Origin of the sequence: Rhizobium sullae, from assembly GCF_025200715.1 — a bacterium.
Lineage (GTDB): Bacteria > Pseudomonadota > Alphaproteobacteria > Rhizobiales > Rhizobiaceae > Rhizobium > Rhizobium sullae.
In genome coordinates this window covers 1967097-1988394 of record NZ_CP104144.1, presented here as the reverse complement: position 1 = coordinate 1988394, position 21298 = coordinate 1967097, and the positions used below count along the sequence as shown (strand labels likewise).

The 21298-nt window shown below is 58.3% G+C and carries 21 protein-coding genes and 1 pseudogene; 19 read left to right on the top strand and 3 right to left on the bottom strand.

Translation table 11 applies throughout. The features are described 5' to 3' along the window. The first annotated feature begins 94 nt into the window (after nucleotides 1–94). The 7 genes from N2599_RS30135 to N2599_RS30105 all read left to right on the top strand — a co-directional run bounded on the left by N2599_RS30135 (nucleotide 95) and on the right by N2599_RS30105 (nucleotide 7674). Nucleotides 95–580, top strand: coding sequence for a MarR family winged helix-turn-helix transcriptional regulator (locus tag N2599_RS30135; RefSeq protein WP_027509771.1), 486 nt, complete (start codon nucleotides 95–97; stop codon nucleotides 578–580). Nucleotides 581–601: 21 nt separating this feature from the next. Next, nucleotides 602–1300: an SDR family NAD(P)-dependent oxidoreductase gene (locus tag N2599_RS30130; protein WP_027509772.1), complete on the top strand. Its 699-nt coding sequence runs from the start codon at nucleotides 602–604 to the stop codon at nucleotides 1298–1300. Continuing rightward, nucleotides 1301–2632 (top strand): NAD(P)/FAD-dependent oxidoreductase, encoded by a 1332-nt coding sequence (locus N2599_RS30125; RefSeq protein ID WP_027509773.1) that lies wholly within the window; start codon nucleotides 1301–1303, stop codon nucleotides 2630–2632. 144 nt (nucleotides 2633–2776) lie between these two features. Beyond that, nucleotides 2777–4393: a peptide ABC transporter substrate-binding protein gene (locus tag N2599_RS30120; protein ID WP_084606451.1), complete on the top strand. Its 1617-nt coding sequence runs from the start codon at nucleotides 2777–2779 to the stop codon at nucleotides 4391–4393. A 101-nt stretch (nucleotides 4394–4494) separates the two neighbouring features. Then, nucleotides 4495–5445 carry an ABC transporter permease gene (locus N2599_RS30115; RefSeq protein WP_027509774.1) on the top strand — a complete coding sequence of 317 codons (951 nt, stop codon included), beginning with the start codon at nucleotides 4495–4497 and terminating at the stop codon, nucleotides 5443–5445. A 12-nt stretch (nucleotides 5446–5457) separates the two neighbouring features. Then, a complete protein-coding gene (locus tag N2599_RS30110) occupies nucleotides 5458–6342 on the top strand; it encodes an ABC transporter permease (protein WP_037141824.1) in 885 nt (294 codons plus the stop codon). Nucleotides 6343–6351: 9 nt separating this feature from the next. After that, nucleotides 6352–7674 (top strand): NAD(P)/FAD-dependent oxidoreductase, encoded by a 1323-nt coding sequence (locus N2599_RS30105; protein WP_027509776.1) that lies wholly within the window; start codon nucleotides 6352–6354, stop codon nucleotides 7672–7674. A 425-nt stretch (nucleotides 7675–8099) separates the two neighbouring features. On the opposite strand, the gene N2599_RS30095 is transcribed toward N2599_RS30105, so the two are convergent. Continuing rightward, on the bottom strand, nucleotides 8100–9014 hold the full coding sequence (locus N2599_RS30095) for a LysR family transcriptional regulator (protein ID WP_051336545.1): 915 nt from the start codon (nucleotides 9012–9014) through the stop codon (nucleotides 8100–8102). Between the two features lie 153 nt (nucleotides 9015–9167). Here N2599_RS30095 and N2599_RS30090 point away from each other — a divergent pair, with 153 nt between their 5' ends. The 5 genes from N2599_RS30090 to N2599_RS30070 all read left to right on the top strand — a co-directional run bounded on the left by N2599_RS30090 (nucleotide 9168) and on the right by N2599_RS30070 (nucleotide 13253). Then, nucleotides 9168–9827: a hydrolase gene (locus N2599_RS30090; protein ID WP_027509777.1), complete on the top strand. Its 660-nt coding sequence runs from the start codon at nucleotides 9168–9170 to the stop codon at nucleotides 9825–9827. Nucleotides 9828–10008: 181 nt separating this feature from the next. Beyond that, on the top strand, nucleotides 10009–11040 hold the full coding sequence (locus N2599_RS30085; RefSeq protein ID WP_027509778.1) for an LLM class flavin-dependent oxidoreductase: 1032 nt from the start codon (nucleotides 10009–10011) through the stop codon (nucleotides 11038–11040). Between the two features lie 40 nt (nucleotides 11041–11080). After that, complete coding sequence (locus tag N2599_RS30080) at nucleotides 11081–11956, top strand: LysR family transcriptional regulator (protein ID WP_027509779.1); 876 nt, start codon at nucleotides 11081–11083, stop codon at nucleotides 11954–11956. A 165-nt stretch (nucleotides 11957–12121) separates the two neighbouring features. Continuing rightward, the gene (locus N2599_RS30075) at nucleotides 12122–13057 is read left to right on the top strand and encodes a pirin family protein (RefSeq protein ID WP_027509780.1); all 936 of its coding nucleotides are present in this window, start codon (nucleotides 12122–12124) and stop codon (nucleotides 13055–13057) included. Then, nucleotides 13032–13253, top strand: a complete 222-nt coding sequence (locus N2599_RS30070) for a hypothetical protein (RefSeq protein ID WP_027509781.1) — start codon at nucleotides 13032–13034, stop codon at nucleotides 13251–13253. Before N2599_RS30075 ends, N2599_RS30070 begins: the two co-directional genes overlap by 26 nt. A gap of 201 nt (nucleotides 13254–13454) precedes the next feature. Here N2599_RS30070 and N2599_RS30065 read toward each other — a convergent pair. Both N2599_RS30065 and N2599_RS30060 read right to left on the bottom strand, forming a co-directional pair. Next, nucleotides 13455–13646, bottom strand: a pseudogene (locus N2599_RS30065) (DUF4143 domain-containing protein); the annotation flags it as partial. Between the two features lie 569 nt (nucleotides 13647–14215). Next, a complete protein-coding gene (locus N2599_RS30060) occupies nucleotides 14216–14773 on the bottom strand; it encodes a TetR/AcrR family transcriptional regulator (RefSeq protein WP_027509783.1) in 558 nt (185 codons plus the stop codon). A gap of 83 nt (nucleotides 14774–14856) precedes the next feature. Between N2599_RS30060 and N2599_RS30055 the strand changes: the two genes are divergently transcribed. From N2599_RS30055 to N2599_RS30025, 7 genes are all read left to right on the top strand, one after another. Then, a complete protein-coding gene (locus tag N2599_RS30055; RefSeq protein WP_198521566.1) occupies nucleotides 14857–15261 on the top strand; it encodes a hypothetical protein in 405 nt (134 codons plus the stop codon). Nucleotides 15262–15319: 58 nt separating this feature from the next. Further along, nucleotides 15320–15796 (top strand): DUF2867 domain-containing protein, encoded by a 477-nt coding sequence (locus tag N2599_RS30050; protein ID WP_027509785.1) that lies wholly within the window; start codon nucleotides 15320–15322, stop codon nucleotides 15794–15796. A gap of 124 nt (nucleotides 15797–15920) precedes the next feature. Further along, complete coding sequence (locus N2599_RS30045) at nucleotides 15921–16346, top strand: GFA family protein (protein WP_027509786.1); 426 nt, start codon at nucleotides 15921–15923, stop codon at nucleotides 16344–16346. Between the two features lie 267 nt (nucleotides 16347–16613). After that, complete coding sequence (locus N2599_RS30040) at nucleotides 16614–16865, top strand: AbrB/MazE/SpoVT family DNA-binding domain-containing protein (RefSeq protein WP_027509787.1); 252 nt, start codon at nucleotides 16614–16616, stop codon at nucleotides 16863–16865. After that, nucleotides 16862–17260 carry a type II toxin-antitoxin system VapC family toxin gene (locus tag N2599_RS30035; protein ID WP_027509788.1) on the top strand — a complete coding sequence of 133 codons (399 nt, stop codon included), beginning with the start codon at nucleotides 16862–16864 and terminating at the stop codon, nucleotides 17258–17260. The genes N2599_RS30040 and N2599_RS30035 overlap by 4 nt, the downstream gene beginning before the upstream one ends. A gap of 509 nt (nucleotides 17261–17769) precedes the next feature. Then, complete coding sequence (locus N2599_RS30030) at nucleotides 17770–19002, top strand: HlyD family secretion protein (protein ID WP_027509789.1); 1233 nt, start codon at nucleotides 17770–17772, stop codon at nucleotides 19000–19002. Further along, on the top strand, nucleotides 18984–20978 hold the full coding sequence (locus tag N2599_RS30025; RefSeq protein ID WP_027509790.1) for a glycosyltransferase: 1995 nt from the start codon (nucleotides 18984–18986) through the stop codon (nucleotides 20976–20978). The genes N2599_RS30030 and N2599_RS30025 overlap by 19 nt, the downstream gene beginning before the upstream one ends. The last annotated feature ends 320 nt before the right edge of the window (nucleotides 20979–21298 follow it).

Sequence of the window (21298 nt, the reverse complement as noted above, 5' to 3'; positions counted from 1 at the left end):
ACGACGCCTGGCACTGCTGGAGCTGAGACTGAAACACCTGTTTCCTTACCGGAAAACAGGACGCTAGCTTTTTGTTTTTCGGAGCGTTAGTGCCGTGCTTGAGCCAAAGAAAACACCACCCATATCGATCGGCGACATCGACCTCGATGTGCTGGAAGATACACTCAGCTTCTATATCCGTACCGTCAATCTGGCAGTGTCACGCGATCTCGACGAGCGGCTGGAGGGCTTAGATGTCGCCCGCGGTACGGGGAAAATCACCACTCTGCTGATGGTCGATAGCCACCCGGGGATCCGCCCGTCTGTCATCGCGCAGCTCATTCTCAAGGATCGATCCGCGATGGGCCGGCTTGTCGATCAGATGGAAAATCATGGGCTTTTAACGCGCGAAACGTCGGTCGACGATAACCGTGCGCAAGAGCTCTATATCACTGAGAAGGGCGCGCAATTGGCGGTACAGGTGCGAGCCCTCGTCACCCAACAATCGAAGGATTTTTTCGCCTTCATTCCCGAGGACGAGCAACGCCTGCTGATGGATATCCTGCGCAGAGCCTACCGGCGGATCGCCGGCCTGCCGTAAACGACTTCCGGAGATCGTGCCATGCCGGCAAAACGTGTCGTATTAATCTCGGGAGCCAATCGTGGCATTGGTGCGGAGACGGCCCGGCTGCTGAACAGTCAGGGATGGTGCGTGTCGCTCGGCATGCGCAAGCCGATTCAGCCGGATTGGGCAGATTCCGCCTCGGCAGCCGTCTTTCCCTACGATGCCGATGATCCTGAAGGTGAGAAAGCCTGGGTCGAAGCCTCTATCGCCGCGTTCGGCCGCGTCGACGCCATCATCGCGAATGCGGGCATCATGATCCCAAAAACAGTCATCGAGGCGGACGAGGACGACTTCGACCGAACGATGACGGTCAACGTCAAGGCACCGCGCCGACTTGCCAAGGCGGCTTGGGAACAGCTGACAGCTAGCGGTCGGGGCCGGGTCATCATTCTCGGCTCCCTCTCCGGCAAGCGGGTGAAGAGTGCCAATGCTGGACTCTACTCGATGTCCAAGTTCGCCGCAGTTGCACTTGCGCATGGCATCCGCCACGCGGGCTGGGATTTCGGCATTCGCGCCACCGCTGTCTGTCCGGGGTTTGTTGCCACGGATATGGCCCGCGGCATCACCAGTCGCGCCGACGACCAGATGACCGACCCGCGTGATCTCGCCCGTATCATTGCCATGCTGCTGGACCTGCCGAATGAGGCGAGCGTCGCCGAATTCACCATCAATTGCCAGCTTGAGGAGTCCTACTGAATGCCGGGACCTTACGTTGTTCCTGTCCACGGGGACGCTGACCTGCCCAAGGAAGTGGATGTCGTCGTCATCGGCGGTGGCATCATCGGCACCTCGACGGCACTCGAACTGGCCGAACGTGGCCTGCGGGTCGCGCTGTGCGAAAAGGGGGGCATCGGGCACGAGCAGTCCAGCCGCAACTGGGGCTGGGTGCGCATTTCTCGGCGGGATCCGCGCGAAGTGCCGCTGATGGCGGAGGCGCTGCGGATCTGGAGCAGCCTAGATCAAAGAACCGGCCGCGCCACCGGCTATATCCGCGCCGGCATCATGTTCACCTGCGCCAATGATCAGGAACTTGCAGATCATGAACGCTGGAAGCGCAACCTCGAGGGCTATCAGCTCGATTCACGGATGCTCAGCCGCACCGAGTTCGACGCGATGTTCCCGAACGCGAACATGGACATCAAGGGCGCCCTCTACACCACCGCAGATGGTCGTGCCGAGCCGCAGAAAGCGGCTCCAGCGGTCGCTGAAGCTGCGCGCGACAAGGGCGCCACTATTTTGACGGAATGCGCGGTCCGCGGCATTGAAACATCGGGCGGCAAGATATCCGGTGTCATCACCGAGCGTGGTCCAATTGCCTGCTCGGCCGTTGTGCTGGCCGGCGGCGCCTGGTCGAGCCTGTTTTCCGGCAATCTCGGTATCGATCTGCCGCAATTGAAAGTGATGAATTCGGTGCTGCGCACCAAGCCCCTGGAAGGAGGGCCGGAACAGGCCATTTGGTCCAAGGGGTTTGCTGTGCGCAAACGCCAGGATGGCGGCTACACGATCGCATCGGGTCATGAGAATGTCGTCGATATCGTCCCGAAATCCTTCCGCTATGCCAAGGATTTCATGCCGGCGCTCGGCAAAGAGTGGCGCTCGCTGAGGTTCCGTCTGGGAGGCCGCTTCTTCGACGAGGCGCGCATCGCCAACCGCTGGGCGATGGATGAGGCAAGCCCGTTCGAATACAACCGCGTGCTCGACCCGAAGCCCGCAACCAAGCTTTCCGACCTGGCGCTCGCCAACCTGAAGAAGGCCTTTCCGGTTTTCGAGAAGGCGGAGATCGCCCAGCGTTGGGCCGGCTACATCGACGTGACGCCGGATGCCGTGCCGGTCATTTCAGCGATTGATAGGATCCCAGGCTTCCATATAGCCACCGGCTTTTCCGGTCATGGATTCGGCATCGGGCCGGCCGCCGGACGGCTGATGGCCGATATCGTTACCGGCAGGCCGCCGGTCGTCGATCCTAAGGATTTCCGTTTTTCACGCTTCTCCGATGGCTCGAAGGTCGAGCTGATCAGCGGCTTCTAGTCTGCCCGAACAAAGAAGGCAGATCGCATAACGTGCAGAAAACGAAGTGGAACAGTGACTGAGCAACAGCAAAGGGAGCAGACCGATGTCTGACGAAACCAAGAATGCGATTCTCATCCTACGCGCCGTCAGGCGCTGACCATGATGGCGCTGGCTGGCGCATCCGGCCTAGTCGTACCCAATCTTCTCGGCCGCGACAGGGCATTCGCAGCCGCGCCTCCTGCCAAGCCGACCGGACAGATGATTGTAGGCTTTTCGCAGGAGCCAACCGTTTTCAACCCGCATATGCCGCATATTGAAGTCGATGAAGGCATTCATTTCAGCCTTTTCGATCCGCTCTTTGCCATTTCCCCCGAAGGCAAATTTACGCCGGCGCTGGCGCTGGAGGTGCCAAGTGTCGAAAACGGCGGCATCTCCGCTGACGGCCTTTCCTGGAAAGTTAAACTTCGAGAGGACGTCAAATGGCATGACGGGACGCCATTCACCGCCGATGACGTCAAGTTCACGTTGGAGCTGCTGGTCGATCCGGATTTCCGCAGCTGGCGCAAGACGGGACATGAATTAGTACGCGAGTTGACGGTGGTCTCACCGACCGAGCTCACCTGGAAAATGGAAAAGCCGTTTGCACCCTATCCGTCGATCCTGGCGTCGACCTTCATCGTGCCGAAACACGCCTTTGGAGCTGAAAAGGACAAGAACACGGCGCCCTTCAACGCTGCTCCGATCGGCACAGGTCCGTTCAAATGGGTGGAGCGGGTCGCCGGCGATCACATCACGCTCGAAGCCAATGCCGACTATTTCGGCGACGGTCCATATCTTGAGCGCGTGATCTACAAGTATATTCCGGATCTCACGGTTCTCTATACGCAGTTCAAGACGGGCGACATCGACGTGGTGGGCCTGCAGTGGATCACGCCTGACCACTATGAAGAAGCCAAAGCGCTTGAAGGCAAGGCCGTTCTCGTCGTGCCCGGCTCTACGGTCGAATCCGTCACCTTCAACATGGAGAAGCCACAGTTCAAGGATCTCGCAGTTCGTCAGGCGCTTTATCATGCGCTCGACAAGGCAACGATCATTGACGCCCTCTATTATGGCCTGCCGACGCCGACCGAAAGCTACATGCCGCAGCAGTCCTTCTATGCAAATCCAGACCTGCCGAAGCACGAATACGATCCAGAAAAGGCCAAGAAGATTCTTGATGATGCCGGATGGGTATTGGGTAGCGACGGCATTCGCGCCAAGGATGGCGTCAAGCTCTCCTTCTCCAACTCGACGACGGCCGGCAACCATATCCGCGAACAGGTGCAGCAGTTCATGCAGCAGTCGTTCAAGGATATCGGTGTCGAAATGACCATTTCCAACCTGCCCCCCGCCGTCATGTGGGGCGAATACTGGATGATGTCGCAGTTTGATTCCGTCGTCGTCGGCATCGACTTTTTGACCGGCGCCGATCCCGATACATCCGACTATTTCAAATCGACGTCGATCGGCGCCAAGGGCGGCGCCGGACAGAATACATGGCAGTATTCGAATCCCGAGGTCGACAAACTCCTTACCGAAGGCGGCCAGATCTTCGTGCCGGAGGAGCGCAAGAAGATCTATCTCAAGATTCAGGAGATTATGCGCGCCGATCTGCCCTTCATGCCCGTCTTCCAATACGCGCAGGTGCGCGGCCACAAGACGGGTGCCGAAAGCGTCGTTCCGAATGTCAATACGCGCATCGACAGCTGGAACGTCGGAAGCTGGTATTGGGCTTCCTAAGCCGCCTGCGTTTGAGCAACCCTCTCCCGTTTCGGGGGAGGGGCCAACGAAGCGTCTCGACGTCCCTGACCTGATGTCCAATAGCAATCGGAGAGACTGCGATGCTGCGCTATCTTCTCGGCCGTTTATGGCAAAGCCTGATCCTACTGTTTCTGGTGTCCATGATCGGATTTGCGGTTCTCAATCTGGCGCCCGGTGGTCCGCTGTCGCAGTATGCGCTGACACCGGGAATGACCCAAGAAGCGCTGGACCGAATTGCCAGGCAGATGGGCCTCGACCGGCCATTGCCGATACAATATCTCGACTGGCTGCGGCACCTTTTGCAAGGCGACTGGGGCCGCTCCTACCGCGACAGCCAGCCGGTTCTCGGCATCATAATGGGTCACCTCTTTGCCACGCTACTGTTGATGGGGTCCTCGACCGTGCTTTCGATCGCTGTCGGCACCTGGGTCGGGATCAAGGGGGCGACAAAGCGCTATTCCATCTTCGATTATACCGCCACCATTGGCGCAATGGTGGCGCTGTCAATCCCGACCTTCTGGTTCGGGCTTATCGCCATCTACCTGTTTTCCCTCAAGCTGAAATGGCTGCCGGCCGGTAACATGTACACGATTGGCGACGGCTCCGTCGCCGATTATGCCATTCACCTCATCATGCCGACCGTGGTTCTGGCGTTCGTCAACGTGGCGGTCTGGAGCCGTTACATGCGCACTGCGACGCTCGACGTCATCAATCAGGATTTCGTGCGCACGGCAAAGGCCAAGGGGCTTTCCGAGCGACGAGTGCTGATGAAACATGTGATCGGCAATGCGCTGCTGCCGATGATCACCCTTGCGGGCCTGCAGCTGCCAACCATCCTCGGCGGCGCGCTGGTCACCGAAACGGTGTTTACCTGGCCTGGCATGGGCCGCCTGTTCCTCGATAGTCTCGGCTATAACGATTATCCCGTCGTCATGGGTCTTTTGATGTTTTCCGCCATCCTCGTCTTGATCGGCAGTCTCATTGCCGATCTCCTCGTCGCTTTCGTCGATCCGCGTATTCGGCTCGGTTAGGGAGAAAAATCCATGTCCGTAACCCTGCCCATTTCCCGCTCCGCGAAATCGCATTGGTGGCAAAGCCGGACCTTCCGCCGGTTCGCCCGTCACCGGCTAGCGATGCTCGGACTGCTGATGATCACCGTTCTGGCGCTCGCCTGCATTGTCGGTCCCTCTATCCTGCCCTACGACGAGCTTTACATCGATCTGCGCGCCCGCTTTGCGCCGCCCCTGACAGGCTACCATATTTTCGGCACAGATCCGCTGGGCCGCGATATCGCAGCGCGCCTGTTCATGGCCGGCCGTATTTCGCTTCTGGTCGGTTTCTTTGCCATGTTGCTCAGCACCTTCATCGGTACTGTCATCGGCGTCTGTGCAGGCTATTACGGCGGGCGCGTCGGCGCAGCGCTGATGCGCTTCGTCGACGCCTTCCTGTCCTTTCCCAGTATCTTTCTGCTTCTGGCGTTGGCGGCCTTCATCAAGCCGAGCCCTTTCATGATCACGGTCATCATCGCGGTGACGAGTTGGATGGAGATTTCCCGCATCGTCGAGGCTGAGGTGCGCTCGTTGCGCGAGCGCGACTTCGTGCTCGCTGCGCGCATGCTCGGCCTTTCCAACAGCTGGATCATGTTCCGTGAACTGTTGCCAAATGCCATCGGCCCGATAATCGTCGCCGCGACCCTAACGGTCGCCCGTGCGATCCTGCTTGAAGCCTATGTCAGCTTCCTCGGCTATGGCATACAGCCGCCGCTACCAAGCTGGGGCAACATGCTGAACGGCGCGCAGCAATATCTCGACAGGGCGCCATGGCTGGCGATCGTCCCCGGCATCGCCATTACACTCGCCGTCACCAGCTTCAACTTCATCGGCGACGGCCTGCGCGACGCACTCGACGCCCGCAGCGATCTTAGTTGAGAGGAGGCGATGCGCACGTTTTCTCCTTTCAAGACGACATTGTGGTATGCGACCGCCACGCCAGCTCCCGACACGACAAGGCTGCAAGGTACGGTCGACGCGGATGTTTGCATTGTCGGTGGTGGTTATACCGGGCTGACGACGGCACTAGAACTTTCCCAGGATGGCTTTCGTGTCGTGCTTCTGGAAAAGGAAGAGATCGGCTTTGGGGGATCCGGCCGCAATGCCGGACACTGCACCCCGACCTTTACCCATTACAGCCTGCCGGAATTGCGCAAGATGCTCGGCGAGCCCTGGGCCGAGCGATTAATTGTCCGCCAAACCCGTGCCAACGACCGCGTTTCCGAAATGATAGAGCGCTACCAGATACAGTGCGAATGGCAGCAGAACGGCTACGTCATGGGGGCGTCCTATCCCGGCATGATGAAGACAATCGAGGAGAAGGTTCGGACCTACAACGCTGTGGGTGCCCGAACGCGAGTTCTTGATCGAGGCGAGGTCGAAACTGTAACGGGCACCCGACGTTTTTACGGCGGTTGGCTGCATGAAGAAGCAGGGCATCTCAACCCGCTCAGCTATTCGCGCGGCCTTGCTCGCGCGGTGATCCAGGAAGGAGGCGTAATCCACACGAATTCGCCTGTCACCGGGTGCCAACGACAAGGCAGCGGTTGGGTGATCAACACGGACAGGGGCAAGGTCTTGGCCGATAAGGTGATTTTTGCTACCGGCGCCTACACGGTCGGCGGTTGGCCGAAGCTTGACCAGACATTCAAGATCCAGAAGGTATTTGTCGCAGCGACACAGCCGCTTTCCGATGATGAGCGCCGGTCGGTCCTACCACAGAATACGACCATTCATGACGGACGCGGCGATATCTTTGTCTACAAATACAATGCCGAGGGACGGATCGTCGCCTCGATGTTTCCCATGGGCCGGCGCGGCCGCGACATGGATTATACCCGCACTGTCATGAGCGACCGGCTGAAATGGCTGCACCCGCAGATCCAACAGGATATCTGCTGGGAATATTTCTGGTTTGGTGAGTTGGATATGCAATACCAAACTGTCCCGCGCCTCTATGATCTGGCGCCTGGTGTCGTGGCTGTCACCGGGCTTTCCGGCCGCGGCGTGCCCACCGGTAGTATGCTGGGCGGCATACTTTCGGAATGGGCAAAAGGTGTGCCCAGGCACGACCTGGCGCTGAAGCTTGAGCCGTTGAGCGTCGCGCCCTTCTATATGAGTTATGGCCCGCAATTGGCGCTGCGCTACTATCGCGTCTCAGACTGGATCAAGACCAAACTCGCAGGCGCGCCCCTTCCTCCGCACGCCTGATCCGGGCCATAAACTGCCCGCTTTGCGCAGTGGCAACTCCTGAAATCGAGATGGTTCGCGGAGTGCGAACTACTGGCCGTGACAACACGTTGGCGCATGTCTCGACGCCGAGAAACCCCTGAGCGATGTCGTCGTCGCAGCCAAGCAGGCGGGCGAGAAAATCGTCCACGACGACAGCTACTTCACTGTCTCCCAATGCGCGTCGATGTGGTGCGAGCGCCGATCACCACCCTGCTTGTTGGGACGGACGGAGCCTGTTTCACTGAGTTGCTTCTGCCACCGAACTGCACTGGCAGCGCTAACGCCGAACCGCTCTGCAGCCTCACGACGCGACATTCGGGCAAGTTTGGAGAAGTTCGTGGGGATCGTGCCATCGAGGTCCGAATTCACGAATTTGCGGTATAGTTCCGAAGAATTGCCTTTCGTCACAGACAGTTCGATGTCGGGATACCGTCCGAGCGCGGCAACACCGGGCCATGGTCAAAGCACTCGATCAGCATTTCGGTCAGCACCCGGACTTTTCTTGCAGGATGCTGCCCGGGCGGTCTGACGACATATATTCCCGCCGGCGGCGGTGGATGGCGTTTCATGACCGGAACCAACTCGCCTGAGTCGAGATAATCTTTGATAAGGTCGTCAGGCAGCGCGGCGATGCCCAATCCGGCTGCTGCGGCGACCGCGAGAGCCGCCCCGTTATCGGCCTTGAAGCGCCCCTGCGGGCGAACGGTTATAATCTTGTCCCCATCCATCACCTGCCAGGTTTCCGTGCCTTGCATGAGAGCCTGATGGGTTACGAGTTCCTCCGGTGTCTCCGGAGAGCCATGGACCTTAATGTAGTCCGGGCTTGCGACGAAATTCCCGTAGAGGGGACCGACGCGTCTTGCGATCAGGCTTGAGTCCTGAAGAGTGCCGACCCTGATCCCACAATCATATCCTTCTGCGATCAGATCTACGAAGCGATCGCTGTAACAGGTCTGGATCTGGAGATGAGGATGGCGACGCGCCATTTGTGCAAGTACTTGCGCGAAATGCGTCAGCCCGAAGGAAATCGGCGCGGCTACACGCAAGCGACCGCGAAGCTCACCAGCCGGCAGGATGGTCTCCCTCGCCACATCTATCTCGGCGGAAACCCTGGCTGCGCAGTCCCGGAAGGTTGCGCCTGCCTCTGTGAGAGAAGCCCCGCGTGTGGATCGGGCTAGGAGCTGGACACCAAGCTCCGCTTCAAGCCGCACAAGCCGTCGGCTGACCATCGACTTGGAGATGCCAAGCCGCAGCGCGGCCGAGGTGACGCCTCCCGCATCAGCAACTTCGACGAATGTCCGGAGATCTTCGATATCCACTCAGTGTTCCTCATTCTGCGACACAGCTTAGCAAAGGCAAGGACTACCGCATCACAAACGGGAATGACAAGTTTCGTCCCGCGGCAGCGCCTCGGAGGGCACATGTCTTTTGAGCAAACGCGCTTCGATAAACCGTCAACATAGGATGAAACCATGACCTTTCGTAACGGCCTTGACTCACTTCTCCGCCCCGAAGATTCCGTCCTCGTCCTGATCGATCATCAGCCTTACCAGCTGGCGAACCTGAACAGCCATGATCCTCAAATGGTGGTCAACAACACGACCGCGCTGGCGAAGCTGGCAAAAGCCTTCAATGTTCCGACCATTCTCACCAGCGTGATCGCGGCGCGCGGTGGACTTCTCTTTAAGCAGATCACCGACGTGTTCCCTGGCCAGGAAGTCATCGATCGCACCTGGGTGAACACCTGGCAGGACGAGAATGTGGTGAACGTCGTCAAGGCGACCGGCCGCAAGCAGCTGATCATCGCCGGCCTGTGGACCGAGGTCTGCGTCGCAATGCCTGTCATCCAGGCCGCCGGCGAAGGCTGGGACGTGACCGTGATCACCGACGCGTCGGGCGGGATTTCGAAGGAGTCTCATGAAGTTGCCATCCAGCGAATGATCGCGGCCGGCGCAAACGTGATGACCGTGATGGCGCTCACTGGCGAATGGCAACGCGATTGGGCCCGCACCGAGCATGCAGAGGAGCTGACCGAGATTCTCATCCAGCACTTCGGCGGCAGCGGCATCGCGTATCTTTGGGAGCAGCAGCTTCTCAACACGCCGGTGCCGAGCACCCAAAGCGGGCACTAAAAACATAACGGGGATGACGGGTTTCTCGATGAACGTGTCGCAAAAGCCCGGACGGTGCATTGTACCTCGTCGTCCCTTTTTCGTGACAGGTCGAAGTATCTGAAGCACCGGCTTGATTGTGCGAATGATGCATTTCAGGGTCAGTCGCCGGCCTAGACAGACAAATATCCAAGGACCAAAAATGGAAATCGGTATCGACAGTTTTGCAGCCATCCTCCCGGATCCGACCACAGGCAAGCTTCCTTCGGCGACCGAGCGAATGGCCGAACTCATCGAGGAGGTCGTCGTCGCGGACCGCGTCGGGCTCGATGTCTTCGGCATAGGCGAGCATCATCGCGGCGAGTTTCTCGATTCGGCCCCGACCGTCATTCTGGCCGCGGCAGCGGCCCGGACCCGCCGGATCAGATTGACAAGCGCGGTGACCGTTCTGAGCGCCGCTGACCCGGTGCGGGTTTTTCAGGAGTTCGCAACTCTCGATCTGATTTCCAAAGGCCGTGCGGAAGTCGTTGTCGGGCGAGGTTCCTTCGTGGAAGCCTATCCGCTATTCGGTCTGGACACACGCGACTATGACGACCTTTTTGCTGAAAAGCTTGAGCTGTTTCTCAAGCTTGGCGAGGCGACCAATGTTACATGGGAAGGTCGCTTCCGTCCGGCCCTCAAAGGGCAAGGTGTTTTTCCGCGTCCCCATCAACCACAGCTACCATTATGGATCGGGGTCGGCGGCACGCCGCAATCCTTCGCTCGTGCCGGTTCGCTTGGCCTTCCGCTCATGATCGCAATCATCGGCGGGAGCTTCGAGCGCTTCCGTCCGCTTGTCGATCTCTATCGCGAAGCTGGCAGTCGCGCGGGACATAGCCCCGAGACGCTTAAGGTCGGCGTCCACGCGATGGGATTCTTGGGCGAGACCAACGCCGCAGCGAAGGACGCCTTCTTTCCGGGATGGGCGCATCTGACGACGAAGATCGGTCGCGAACGCGGCTGGTCACCGCCGACGCGCCAGCAGTTCGAAGCCATGGCAGGTCCGCAGGGCGCATTCCTGGTCGGTGACCCGAAGACGGTCGCAGCCAAGATGCTGCAGGCCAGTGAGACGCTTGGCGGCGTTTCGCGCATCACCTTCCAGATGAGCACAGCCTCTCTCGACACGGCAGCGATGAAGAGATCGATCGAACTTCTCGGCACTGAAGTCGCGCCAATCGTGAGGGCAGCGCGATAGGCATGGACGCCAGGCTGTATTGCAAAGCGGGGAACGCCAATTGGACATCGAGGATCTGCGGACATTTGTCGAAGTTGCCGATGCCGGGGGCGTTTCTCCCGCGGCACGTCGACTGGGGATCTCCAAGTCAATGGTCAGTCGGCGCCTCATCAGGCTTGAGGAAGCGCTCAGTATCCAGCTTCTTGCACGAACGACCCGTGGTGCTGGGCTGACGGAAGCCGGGGGCACGTTTCGAGAACATGCCGCCAGGATTTGTGCCGAGATCGACCTTGCGCGGGAAACGATCTTGCCTGCCGGTGATCTTCGCGGGCGCTTGCGCGTGGCCGTCCCTCTCACATCAGGCCCGCTACATTTCGCGCCCGTGCTTGCAGAGATGGCACGCCACCACCCGCAGCTTCAGATCCATGCCGAGTATGCCGATCGGTTCGTCGATCTGATTGCGGACGGGTTCGATTGCGCGATCCGGGTCGACGCCCTGCGCAACTCGAACTTGATTGCAAGGCGGGTTGGTCAGATCTACGGCAAGCTGGTGGCGAGCCCGGACTATATCAGGATACATGGTTCACCTGAAAAGCCGGATGAAATCGCCGCTCATCAAGCCCTCGTGGGCGCCGAAACGTGGCGTTTCATGGATGGCGACAAGATCATCACTGTGCAGCCGCAGGGGCGCTTCAGTTCCGACAACGGCGCGGCGCTCGCCAGCGCGGCCGCAGCAGGGCTTGGTATAGCGTGGCTTCCCGATTGCGTTACCCATGAATATCTTGCGTCCGGCGCGCTGGTTCCAGTCATGACCCGTTTTCCGCTACCGGTCGGTGGGGTCTACGTCGTGCGGCCACCCAGTCCGCACCCGGCGCGAAAAGTGCGCATCCTCTCGGAGTTCCTGATCGAAGCATTCGAAAGAAATCCGCATTTGTAGGGTCTGCGTGTTGACACATCGACTGCGCGTTCCGCTTTTTGCGACACAGCTCACCGCGCCGCGCAACTAGTCTTGGGGGCGCTCACCCGTTAGTCACTTGGGCCCACGCAGCGACCCCTGCGCTCTACGCAGGCAGGAGATCGCCAAACGGATGAGGTGAAGCGCATGAGTTGGAACCCTGCAATCGAACCAGGCTGTCCTGACGAGGTCGGCATCGACGCGATCGAGACCCTAATCGTTCCTCGGGCCCGTGACCTTGGCGGCTTCGAGGTTCGGCGCGCCCTGCCGGCGCCGAAGCGGCAGATGGTGGGACCGTTTATCTTCTTCGACCAGGCTGGCCCGGCCGAGCTGTTGACCGGCCAGGGCATCGATGTTCGGCCGCACCCCCATATCGGTCTTGGCACGGTCACCTATCTGTATCGCGGTGACTTTCACCACCGTGACAGCACCGGGGCTGACCAGATCATCCGTCCCGGTGAGTTGAACTGGATGGTCGCAGGGCGAGGTGTTTCCCATTCCGAGCGGACATCCGCAGCGGCGCGGACAGGGCCGAACGGCTTGTTCGGGATCCAGACCTGGCTGGCTTTGCCGGAAGCCCACGAGGACATGGCGCCGATGTTCGAACACCACGGCAAGGAGACGCTTCCGATGATCGAGGACCATGGTGTGTCGGTGAGGCTCATTCTCGGGAACGCCTATGGCAAGTTCGCTCCCGCGACCATGTTTTCCGAGACATTCTATGCCGATGTTAAGCTTGAAGCAGGCGCTCGCCTGCCGATGCCGGACAATCATGAGGACCGGGGCATCTACATTGTCGAAGGCTCGATCTCGATCGCTGGCCGGGAGTTCGAAGCACCCCAGATGATGGTGTTTCGTCCTGGCGACAGGATCACGGTCGCAGCCGGGGAAAGAGGCGCGCGACTGATGATCTTAGGCGGGGCGACACTTTCCGGCCCACGCTACATCTGGTGGAACTTCGTCGCCTCATCCAGGGAGCGTATCGACGAAGCCAAGGCTGAATGGCGGGCACAGAACTGGGGCGAGGGGCGCTTCGATCTTCCGGTCGATGACCGGGATGAGCACATCCCGCTTCCAGACTGATGAGGGCGACCGTTCATCGGATGATAAATTGCAGAAGATTGCCCAATCCGTTACCGAGCGCATCGATGTTGCAGATGCCTGTTTTGGCGGGACGGTCGTGATTGATCTCGATGGTTTGAGTACAATGCGGCCAGCCGTAGAGGAAGAGTGGTCCTTGGGTCCGGCGTATACGTCCGCATTCGGCGAAACGGTATGAGCGCCGATGCGCCGCAAAGCTTGAGAGGTTGAGCCCTCGGTTGGCGCGCAGAGGTCATGAGGTGCGCTCGTCCAGTTGATCGTGCTGCAGCGGGAAACCCGGAAAGCGATTTCCTGAATTTTTACTTTTCTTCTTTCTCGGCCAGAGACACGTTGGTCGACGATGTGTTTGCATGGTCCCCACGTCGGCTTCTGCGACCACTCAGCCCCACATGCTGGACAGCGGCGCTGCGGCCAGTTTGTCGCCGAACGGCACCACATCAGTGTTGTCATAGAGGACGACGCCGAAGGCAAAACGATCGCCGCAGGCTTCAGCAAGTGCGCGGAGGCCCCCAAAATCGCCGGCCTTGACCGTGGCGCTCGCCTTGATCTCGATGCCGGCTGATTGGAAGTCAATGTCCCGCCAATTGGAAACTACAAAGTCGCAATCTGGAAGGGGAACGCCTTTTGAACGGCGGTTCGTTGCTGGCGAACCCCCTCCGCTGGAGAGTCCACGACGCCGCCTTAAAATTGGAGCGTAGGTGGGTTCGTCGTGACTGGTTGACGGCTCGAAGAGAGGCTTCTGGCACTTGCTGTGTCCCGATGAAAACGGAAACCGCATCTGGGTCCGCTTTGACATGTTTCAGGTTGCGCTTAACGCTCGGCTTCTCAGGGAGCGGCAGCGCCCTCGGCCTTTGCGCGGTTACCGCCGCAACTTAGGCCTTGATTAATGGTGGGAGGTCCGCAACCAGGCTACAGCACGCCACAGCGCGCTGTGCTGATCGGACTACGGTCCGGAGAAGACGAACCCTGAGCGACCGGTGGAACGGCTTGCTCCCCCGTTTCCTGGACACCGAGATAAGGTGCTTCTTCCCGAAACCGGAGAGCGTGAATCCAAAGACGGAAGTTCAGCTGCGAATACAAAACTTGAAGCGGTGAAGTTGATAAGAAAGCGCAGCGTCAATCTGAACATCGTCTTGATCCTCATCTCCTGAATAGCTCGCAGATATCGGCGATGGCGGTCGATGTGGCCGATGAAAAATCCGGGTTCATCGCAATCGGCTGGCCCAGATAGGCCCAATAAAGGAAGGATGCCCGATAGGCCGCCTTTTCGCTTTCCACCCCGGATTCCACCAGCAACCTTGCGATATAGGCCACCCGGTCGGCATCGACGGAGGCAACGACCGCCGCAACTTCGTCACTATCTATGGCCCAGGCACGCACAGCCTTGTCCAGTGATCTTATTGATCGACCGTTCCCCGGCTCGCCGGCAAATGCGCTGCTCACCAACGATTTCAGACGGTCCGGCTCATCGAGATCAGCCTCCAGTTCCCGGATGACCCGCTGCGTTGTCCAGTCTCTCCAATGCTGCAGGAGTTGTGTCCGGAAATCGGCTACGTCCCGAAAATGCCAATAAAAGCTGCCGCGGGAAACGTTCAGCCCCTCCGCCATGGCGCCGATTTTCAGGGCATTGGGGCCGCGCTCGGCAAGGGTGCGCAGGCCATGGTCGATCCAGTCGGACTTCGCAAGACGATCATTCATGGGCCGACCATACGCAGATGTATTGACTATTGGCAACATGAGTTCCATCTTGACCATACAGATATGTATGGAGAAGGTTCGAGATGATGGATTTGCATGGCGCAGCCCTGATAGCAGCCGGGGTCATCGGCGGCGGAACAGCGGTGTCTCACGGTATCCTGTTGCAAAGGCTCGTAGTCTCTCGGGTCGACGCATCACTTACCGCTGCAGCGACACCATCCGCACCAATGCGAAGACTGATACCGCTGCTGCTGCATTTCACCACGTTCAACTGGTTGCTGAGCGGCGTTGCTTTGATCGCGGCTGTCATCTGGTACGGACGTGAGGCGCAACTTGCTGCCAGTTTTTTCGCGGGCAGCTCGTTTCTCTTTGGCGCTCTCGGCGCCTTATGGGGCGTGCGCCGACTCCATCCGGGCTGGGTGCTGATGGCTGTTGCCTTCGCTTTGATCGTCTGGGGAAACATGCCGGCGACCGGTTCTGCCAACTGAATGCCTTCGGACGCAGCCGCCACTCGACGCAATGCAAGCAGATCGAAAGGAGCATTCCGTGCGGCCATTTCCTGTATCCGTCCCCGAAAACTGCGGACAAATCCTGCCGTCCGCCGATTTCGGCGACGCTTTTGCTGTCGACGTGATCGATACGGCGATGAGCGCGCCTCAGGCCGCACAGTTGGCATTCAGTCAGCCGCCGGGCTGGATCGCGAAACTTCTGGCCCTTCGCAATCTCGTCGTCGCTCCTTTTGGGTTGAAGTCCGGCGACGAACTGGACTTGTCGACCCAGCACAGAGGTCTTCCGGTCTTTTCATCGTCTCCCGAGCGCATCGTTCTTGGCCTTGACGACAGGCACCTCAACTTTCGGCTCATTGTCGACGTGGCAGATTTGAACGACGCCACGCTCCGGGTTACTGCCACGACGCTGGTTCAGCGAAACAACCTGCTCGGCCGCGTTTATCTCGCAGCCGTCCTGCCGTTCCACAAAATCCTCGTTCCCGCACTCCTGTCGCGCCTCATCAGGCCTGCTTGACTGATAGTTACGGACGCAACTTCCCGTCTGTTTCGCAGAGCCGGGAAGGAACCATTTTATGATAGCGTGGACGTGCCCATGTTCGCGAACGATATACACCTTGAGCAAGCAACTGAGGTGAAACATGACGAGCAAACCGATAACAGGGCGGTGTTTTTGCGGAGCGGCCCAGTTCGAAGTATCCAGCGCACCGATCCTCAAACGCGCCTGCTGGTGCAGGGACTGCCAATATCTCTCCTGTGGCAATGCTTCCATCAATGTCGTCTTCGCCAGCGGAGATATTGTCATCAAAGGCGAGCTTGCAGAATACGCAAGCGTCGCTGACAGCGGCCAGATTATCCGACGCCGCTTCTGCCCGACCTGCGGAACCCAGATGTTCAGCGAAGCCATGTCACAGCCGGGCTATATTGTGGTTCGCGTGGGCACACTCGATCAGCCGAACATCGCGGAGCCGACGAGTGTGATCTGGACGGCGTCAGCTCCAGACTGGGCCTGGATTAATCCTCATGTTCCTCGCTTCGAAAAGCACGTTGAGGCCGTTCAGGAATAGCTTTCTCATGCGGGCTCTTGGCCGCACGTCATCCCCGTCAAGCATCTGTTCCCTTTTGAGAGGAGTGGAACGGCGAGCGCGAACATCAACGCTGTTCCCCTCAAAGGCAAAGCCAGCCGATTGGAATACCTGCAGGATCATTTCATCTGCGATCTGTTCCATGCAACACGGCCCAATTCAGCCCAACACGATCGAACCTCCAATTCAGTTTGTTTGTAATGAAAATTTCAATTACCATGTAGGCACATCTAACGAAAGGGACTTCCCATGACTTCACTCGCGGTAACAATGAAAGGGCAGGTCACGCTAAAGCGGGATTTGCTGCAACACCTTGGCATCAAGCCGGGCGAACGGATCGTCTTTGACAAGCTGCCGGGCGGTGAGCTTCGGGTGAGGGCGGCGCGGCCAACTGGCACCATTGATAGTTTCATTGGTCGGCATGCGGGCAAGGTCAAAAAACCGATGACGATTGAAGAAATGAACGAGATTGCCGCCTCTGGTTGGGCGGGTGAGCAATGAAAATTTCCGTCGACACAAACGTGTTGGCTCGAGCCGTTTTGCAGGACGACGCAAAGCAGGGCCACGCCGCCGGCAAGCTCCTGAAAGAGGCTTCGCTGATCGCGGTTTCCTTGCCTTGCTTGTGTGAACTGGTCTGGATACTGCGCCGGGGCGCGAACCTCCCGAAAGAAGATGTAGCCGTGACGATCCGTGATTTGCTGGATGCTGGAAATGTCGTGATGAACCGTCCCGCTGTCGAGGCCGGGCTTGCGATCCTCGAAGCTGGCGGCGATTTTGCGGATGGCATCATGGCCTATGAGGGCAATTGGTTGCGTGGCGAAACCTTCGTCTCTTTCGATAAACAAGCGATCGAACTGATAACGCAACAAGGGCAGACGGCACAGCTCTTGTCCTGACCGATTGTCTTATTCCGGCTCCCTATGGCCTAAATCGCAGCGCGCCGACTGGGCCTATCTGGCAGCGTCATAATGGCTGTCGATAGGTGCTGTTCCTGTTTTGCTAAGGGAGGCCTCCAGCGGGCTGAAATATCGCGATACCCACTGCTTCAACCGCCTCGAGGCTGCAGGTCCGGAAAGCGGAAAAGCCCAAATCGCAGATTTGCTCGTTTTGAGCTGCTCTTGATCCTACTGGGACGACTTGGGCTGAAGGAACCATGGAACGACCGGCAACTTCGCCAAAAGAAGCGTCGACAGTCCAATCATGATACAAAACGAGCCTCCCGCCATAGAGGACAGTTCGTCCAAAGGTAGCCACATCCAACATTTTACTGCACGTATTGCGCGCAGCCAGCTCTTCCCCTTGCCGGTGGCTCTGACAAGCCTAGATCACCACAAGATTGGGTTGCATTCGCATCGCGTTAACCCTGCCATGGATGCCTTGCAGTTGATAATTTTCGGGAACGCTAATGATTTGGAACCGCCGCATCACCCGCATTCTGGTCGGCATATCACTGCTCGCGCTTGTGATCGTTCTTATGTTGCCCAGCCTCACTGGCTTCACGAGCCTCGACGGTACGGTAAATGCGCGATTTGCGATCGTGAACGCTCCGATCGACGGCGAGGTCGTAGAAACGCCCCCCAAAGTTGGTGCGCACGTGTTGGCAGGAGAGACGCTCGCCTTAATTCGCAATGCCCGCGTGAACCGCGCAATACTGACTTCGCTGCACGCCGACCACATGACTGCCGTCGAACATGCTGCGGCGCTGAAGCGGGAACGCGACGAGCTCGTACGGCTTCGTGATCAGCTGGCTGTACGCATGGAAGTCTTTACACGCACAACCATTGCCGACCTGGAGCGACAAGTTGAGATTCTAAAAAAGCGGGTCAAGGTTTCCGAGGCGCAGGACAATGTCGCGCAAGTCGACTTTGACCGGCGGCTGGCGCTCGAAGCGAAGGGTATCCTCTCGACCAAGATGGTCGAGTCCGCCCGAGCGGCCTGGGAAGCTGCGGGGGGCGAACTCGAAATCAGTGGCTTGACCGTTGCCCAGCTCGAACAAAAGCTGGCGGCGGTTCGCCAAGGAGTTTTCGTTCTCGGTGACGGCCAGAACGATGTGCCCTATTCCCGCCAGCGGCAGGATGAGGTGACTGTTCGTATCAACGATCTCAACACGCGCGTCGCCGAAAACGAAACACGGGCCGCACAGGCGCAAAAGCAGCTGATTGAGGAGGAAAACCGCGTCCGCAGTCTCATTTCGGCATCAGTTCCATCGCCTTTCGATGGAGTCGTATGGAGTAGCAACGTCGTCAACGGCTCGAACGTCATTCTCAATAACGAGCTGATGCGCATCCTCGACTGCAGCGATCTTTTCGTCGATATCCTGGTTCCGGAGGTCGATTACCAAGAGATTTATCCTGGCCTTGCTGCAGAGGCGCGCGTGTTAGGCGCTGGCGACGTCTTCAAAGGCGTGGTCCTGTCGGTCAGAGGCAGCGCTGCGGTCGCCGAGAAGGATACACTGGCAGCCAATCAGCCCGAAACAACCAAACGCAACGATCGAATCCGCGTGGGCCTGGCCCCCTCCGCTCTCAACACGGATTTTGCAAACTTTTGCCAGGTGGGGCGTTCTGTTCAGGTGCGCCTGCCCAAACCTAACATCCGCATATGGAACTGGGTGGAAGGGCTGTGGTTCAGTATCTCATAGCACTGGCGCCGACGTTTTTGGTTCTGGCGTTCTTTTTGCTTGGGCCTTTCAACTGGTCGCGTAATCACAGCTGGACGCGCGCTATCACATGCGCTGTCGTTGGCGCCGTTGCATTGCGCTATATACTCTGGCGGTTATTCGAAACGGTACTTCCTTATCCCAACGATGGCCCTAACTTCTACTGGGTCTGGTTTCTGTTCATCGTCGAAATTCTCGCGTTCTTTGAAGTCGTCCTCTTCCTGGTCTTGATGAGTCGATACGTGGACCGGAGCGCAGAAGCGGACAGGCTCGCGCGAGACTTCTTTAGAGGTGACGAGGAACAATTACCCACGGTGGATGTGTTCATTCCTACCTACAACGAGCCGCTCGACGTCCTGGAAAGGACGATTATAGGGGCGCTTGCGCTCGATTATCCGCAACACAAGCTGAATGTCTACGTGCTCGACGATCAGCGTCGTGATTGGCTTAAGGCGTACTGCAAGGAGAGGGGAGCAATCCACGTCACACGGCCCGACAACAGCCATGCCAAAGCCGGAAACATGAACAACGGTCTGAAGGTCAGCTCCGGCGACTTCATCGCGATATTCGATGCTGACTTCGTGCCCTATCGTCACTTCCTGCGCCGCACGCTTCCCTTCTTTTCCGATGCAACCATCGGCATCGTTCAAACGCCGCAGCATTTCTTCAATACCGATCCAGTGCAGACAAATCTCGGTCTCGAAAATATCTGGCCGGACGAGCAGCGTTTGTTTTTTGACGAAATTGCGCCGAGCCGAGATATCTGGGACGTCAGTTTCTGCTGTGGGTCATGCTCGATCGCGCGACGCAAGGCGATCGATGCGATTGGGGGGTTTCCGACGGAATCCATCACAGAGGATTTGTTGACCACCCTTTCCATGCTCAACAAGGGTTACAAGACCGGTTACCTGAATGAGCGCCTGTCGATGGGATTGGCCGCTGAGAATTTGACTGGCTATTTCGTACAGCGTGAGCGCTGGTGTCGGGGGGGAATTCAAACACTCTATCTTCACAACGGCCCGCTGCGCGGCCCTGGTCTGTCACTTTTTCAACGCATCATGTTCCTTCCGCTGTCGTGGTTGGTGCAGTATCTGGTGCGCTTTACGATATTGCTCATCCCGATCATATATCTCTGGTTCGGCTTGCTGCCGCTCTACTTCACCAACACTGTGGATTATATCTCCAATCAGATCCCGTTGCTGACGGCGTATTTCCTTTTGATGCTCTGGATAACACCGACGCGGTATTTGCCCGTCGTATCGAGTGCCGTCGGAGCTTTTGCGACGTTTCGGATGTTGCCAACCGTTATTTCCAGTGTGGTGCGTCCCTTCGGCAAACCGTTCAGGGTGACCCCGAAGGGCAGCGGCAACGAGGCGATCGGATTTGATGGATACAGCTTTGCCTGGATAGCAGTGTTGATCTTGGCGACGGCCATCGGTCTTGTCATCAATATTGTGCCTGAGACCTCCCCTGTCGATGCGCAATTCTCGCCGATTGCGGCTTGTTGGTCGGGCATCAACATTGTCGTTCTCGCTATCGCGTCCTTGATCTGCTTCGAAAAACCGCGACGGCTCTTCAATGCGTTCAAGCTTGATGAAGAGGTTCACGTCGACGGCGTTCCCGGCCGCATGGTCAGTCTGGCGCTCGACAAGGCAGTCGTTGCCGTGCCGACAAAGACGCGCTTTGCATCTGCCGATGTCACGCTGTCGCTCGAGGGTTTTTCACCCTTCAAAACGGAACTAAGGATGGTCACTCAAAGACGAAGGAGCGTTGCTCGCCATGGCGACAAGGAGGCCTTCTACCTGCACCTCCATTTCGATCTTACCGGGTCGGCCCGCGATAAGATGATCGTCAAGCTTTATACCGGGCGTTACTCCCAGGACGTTCGTGACATTGACAAGGTCGCTGTCTCGATCAACCTACTGCTTCGGACATTCGGTCGAACCCGGACGCTTTGAGGGTGATGTTTCTCGGCTCGCCTCGTCAAGAGCGGTGACAGTCGGTGGACCCGATATCGGTTACTTGAAAAATCCAAGGAACCGAAGACTCCGGGCTACCCGAAGCGTGCGCGAGGATCGCTATCCTCTTACCGAACCTGGCGCTGCAATATGCAACTACGATCGGCAGATGCCTGACGCCTGCGATATCATCCGCGCCCACTCCAGCGCTGAAATGTGATTATTTCGCCTCATGATTTTATCTTGCCACGCGAAAATTCTCTGATAAGCTGTATTCATATTTCCTTATACGACTAGCAATGGGCCGCCAGCAGGCGGCG

What these genes read in the sequence shown, in the direction of transcription:
- N2599_RS30130 (WP_027509772.1), top strand. Translation starts at nt 602, where the DNA reads ATGCCGGCAAAACGTGTCGTATTAATCTCGGGAGCCAATCGTGGCATT.
- N2599_RS30125 (WP_027509773.1), top strand. Translation starts at nt 1,301, where the DNA reads ATGCCGGGACCTTACGTTGTTCCTGTCCACGGGGACGCTGACCTGCCC.
- N2599_RS30120 (WP_084606451.1), top strand. Translation starts at nt 2,777, where the DNA reads ATGGCGCTGGCTGGCGCATCCGGCCTAGTCGTACCCAATCTTCTCGGC.
- N2599_RS30115 (WP_027509774.1), top strand. Translation starts at nt 4,495, where the DNA reads ATGCTGCGCTATCTTCTCGGCCGTTTATGGCAAAGCCTGATCCTACTG.
- N2599_RS30110 (WP_037141824.1), top strand. Translation starts at nt 5,458, where the DNA reads ATGTCCGTAACCCTGCCCATTTCCCGCTCCGCGAAATCGCATTGGTGG.
- N2599_RS30105 (WP_027509776.1), top strand. Translation starts at nt 6,352, where the DNA reads ATGCGCACGTTTTCTCCTTTCAAGACGACATTGTGGTATGCGACCGCC.
- N2599_RS30090 (WP_027509777.1), top strand. Translation starts at nt 9,168, where the DNA reads ATGACCTTTCGTAACGGCCTTGACTCACTTCTCCGCCCCGAAGATTCC.
- N2599_RS30085 (WP_027509778.1), top strand. Translation starts at nt 10,009, where the DNA reads ATGGAAATCGGTATCGACAGTTTTGCAGCCATCCTCCCGGATCCGACC.
- N2599_RS30075 (WP_027509780.1), top strand. Translation starts at nt 12,122, where the DNA reads ATGAGTTGGAACCCTGCAATCGAACCAGGCTGTCCTGACGAGGTCGGC.
- N2599_RS30070 (WP_027509781.1), top strand. Translation starts at nt 13,032, where the DNA reads ATGAGCACATCCCGCTTCCAGACTGATGAGGGCGACCGTTCATCGGAT.
- N2599_RS30060 (WP_027509783.1), bottom strand. Translation starts at nt 14,773, where the DNA reads ATGAATGATCGTCTTGCGAAGTCCGACTGGATCGACCATGGCCTGCGC.
- N2599_RS30055 (WP_198521566.1), top strand. Translation starts at nt 14,857, where the DNA reads ATGATGGATTTGCATGGCGCAGCCCTGATAGCAGCCGGGGTCATCGGC.
- N2599_RS30045 (WP_027509786.1), top strand. Translation starts at nt 15,921, where the DNA reads ATGACGAGCAAACCGATAACAGGGCGGTGTTTTTGCGGAGCGGCCCAG.
- N2599_RS30040 (WP_027509787.1), top strand. Translation starts at nt 16,614, where the DNA reads ATGACTTCACTCGCGGTAACAATGAAAGGGCAGGTCACGCTAAAGCGG.
- N2599_RS30035 (WP_027509788.1), top strand. Translation starts at nt 16,862, where the DNA reads ATGAAAATTTCCGTCGACACAAACGTGTTGGCTCGAGCCGTTTTGCAG.
- N2599_RS30030 (WP_027509789.1), top strand. Translation starts at nt 17,770, where the DNA reads ATGATTTGGAACCGCCGCATCACCCGCATTCTGGTCGGCATATCACTG.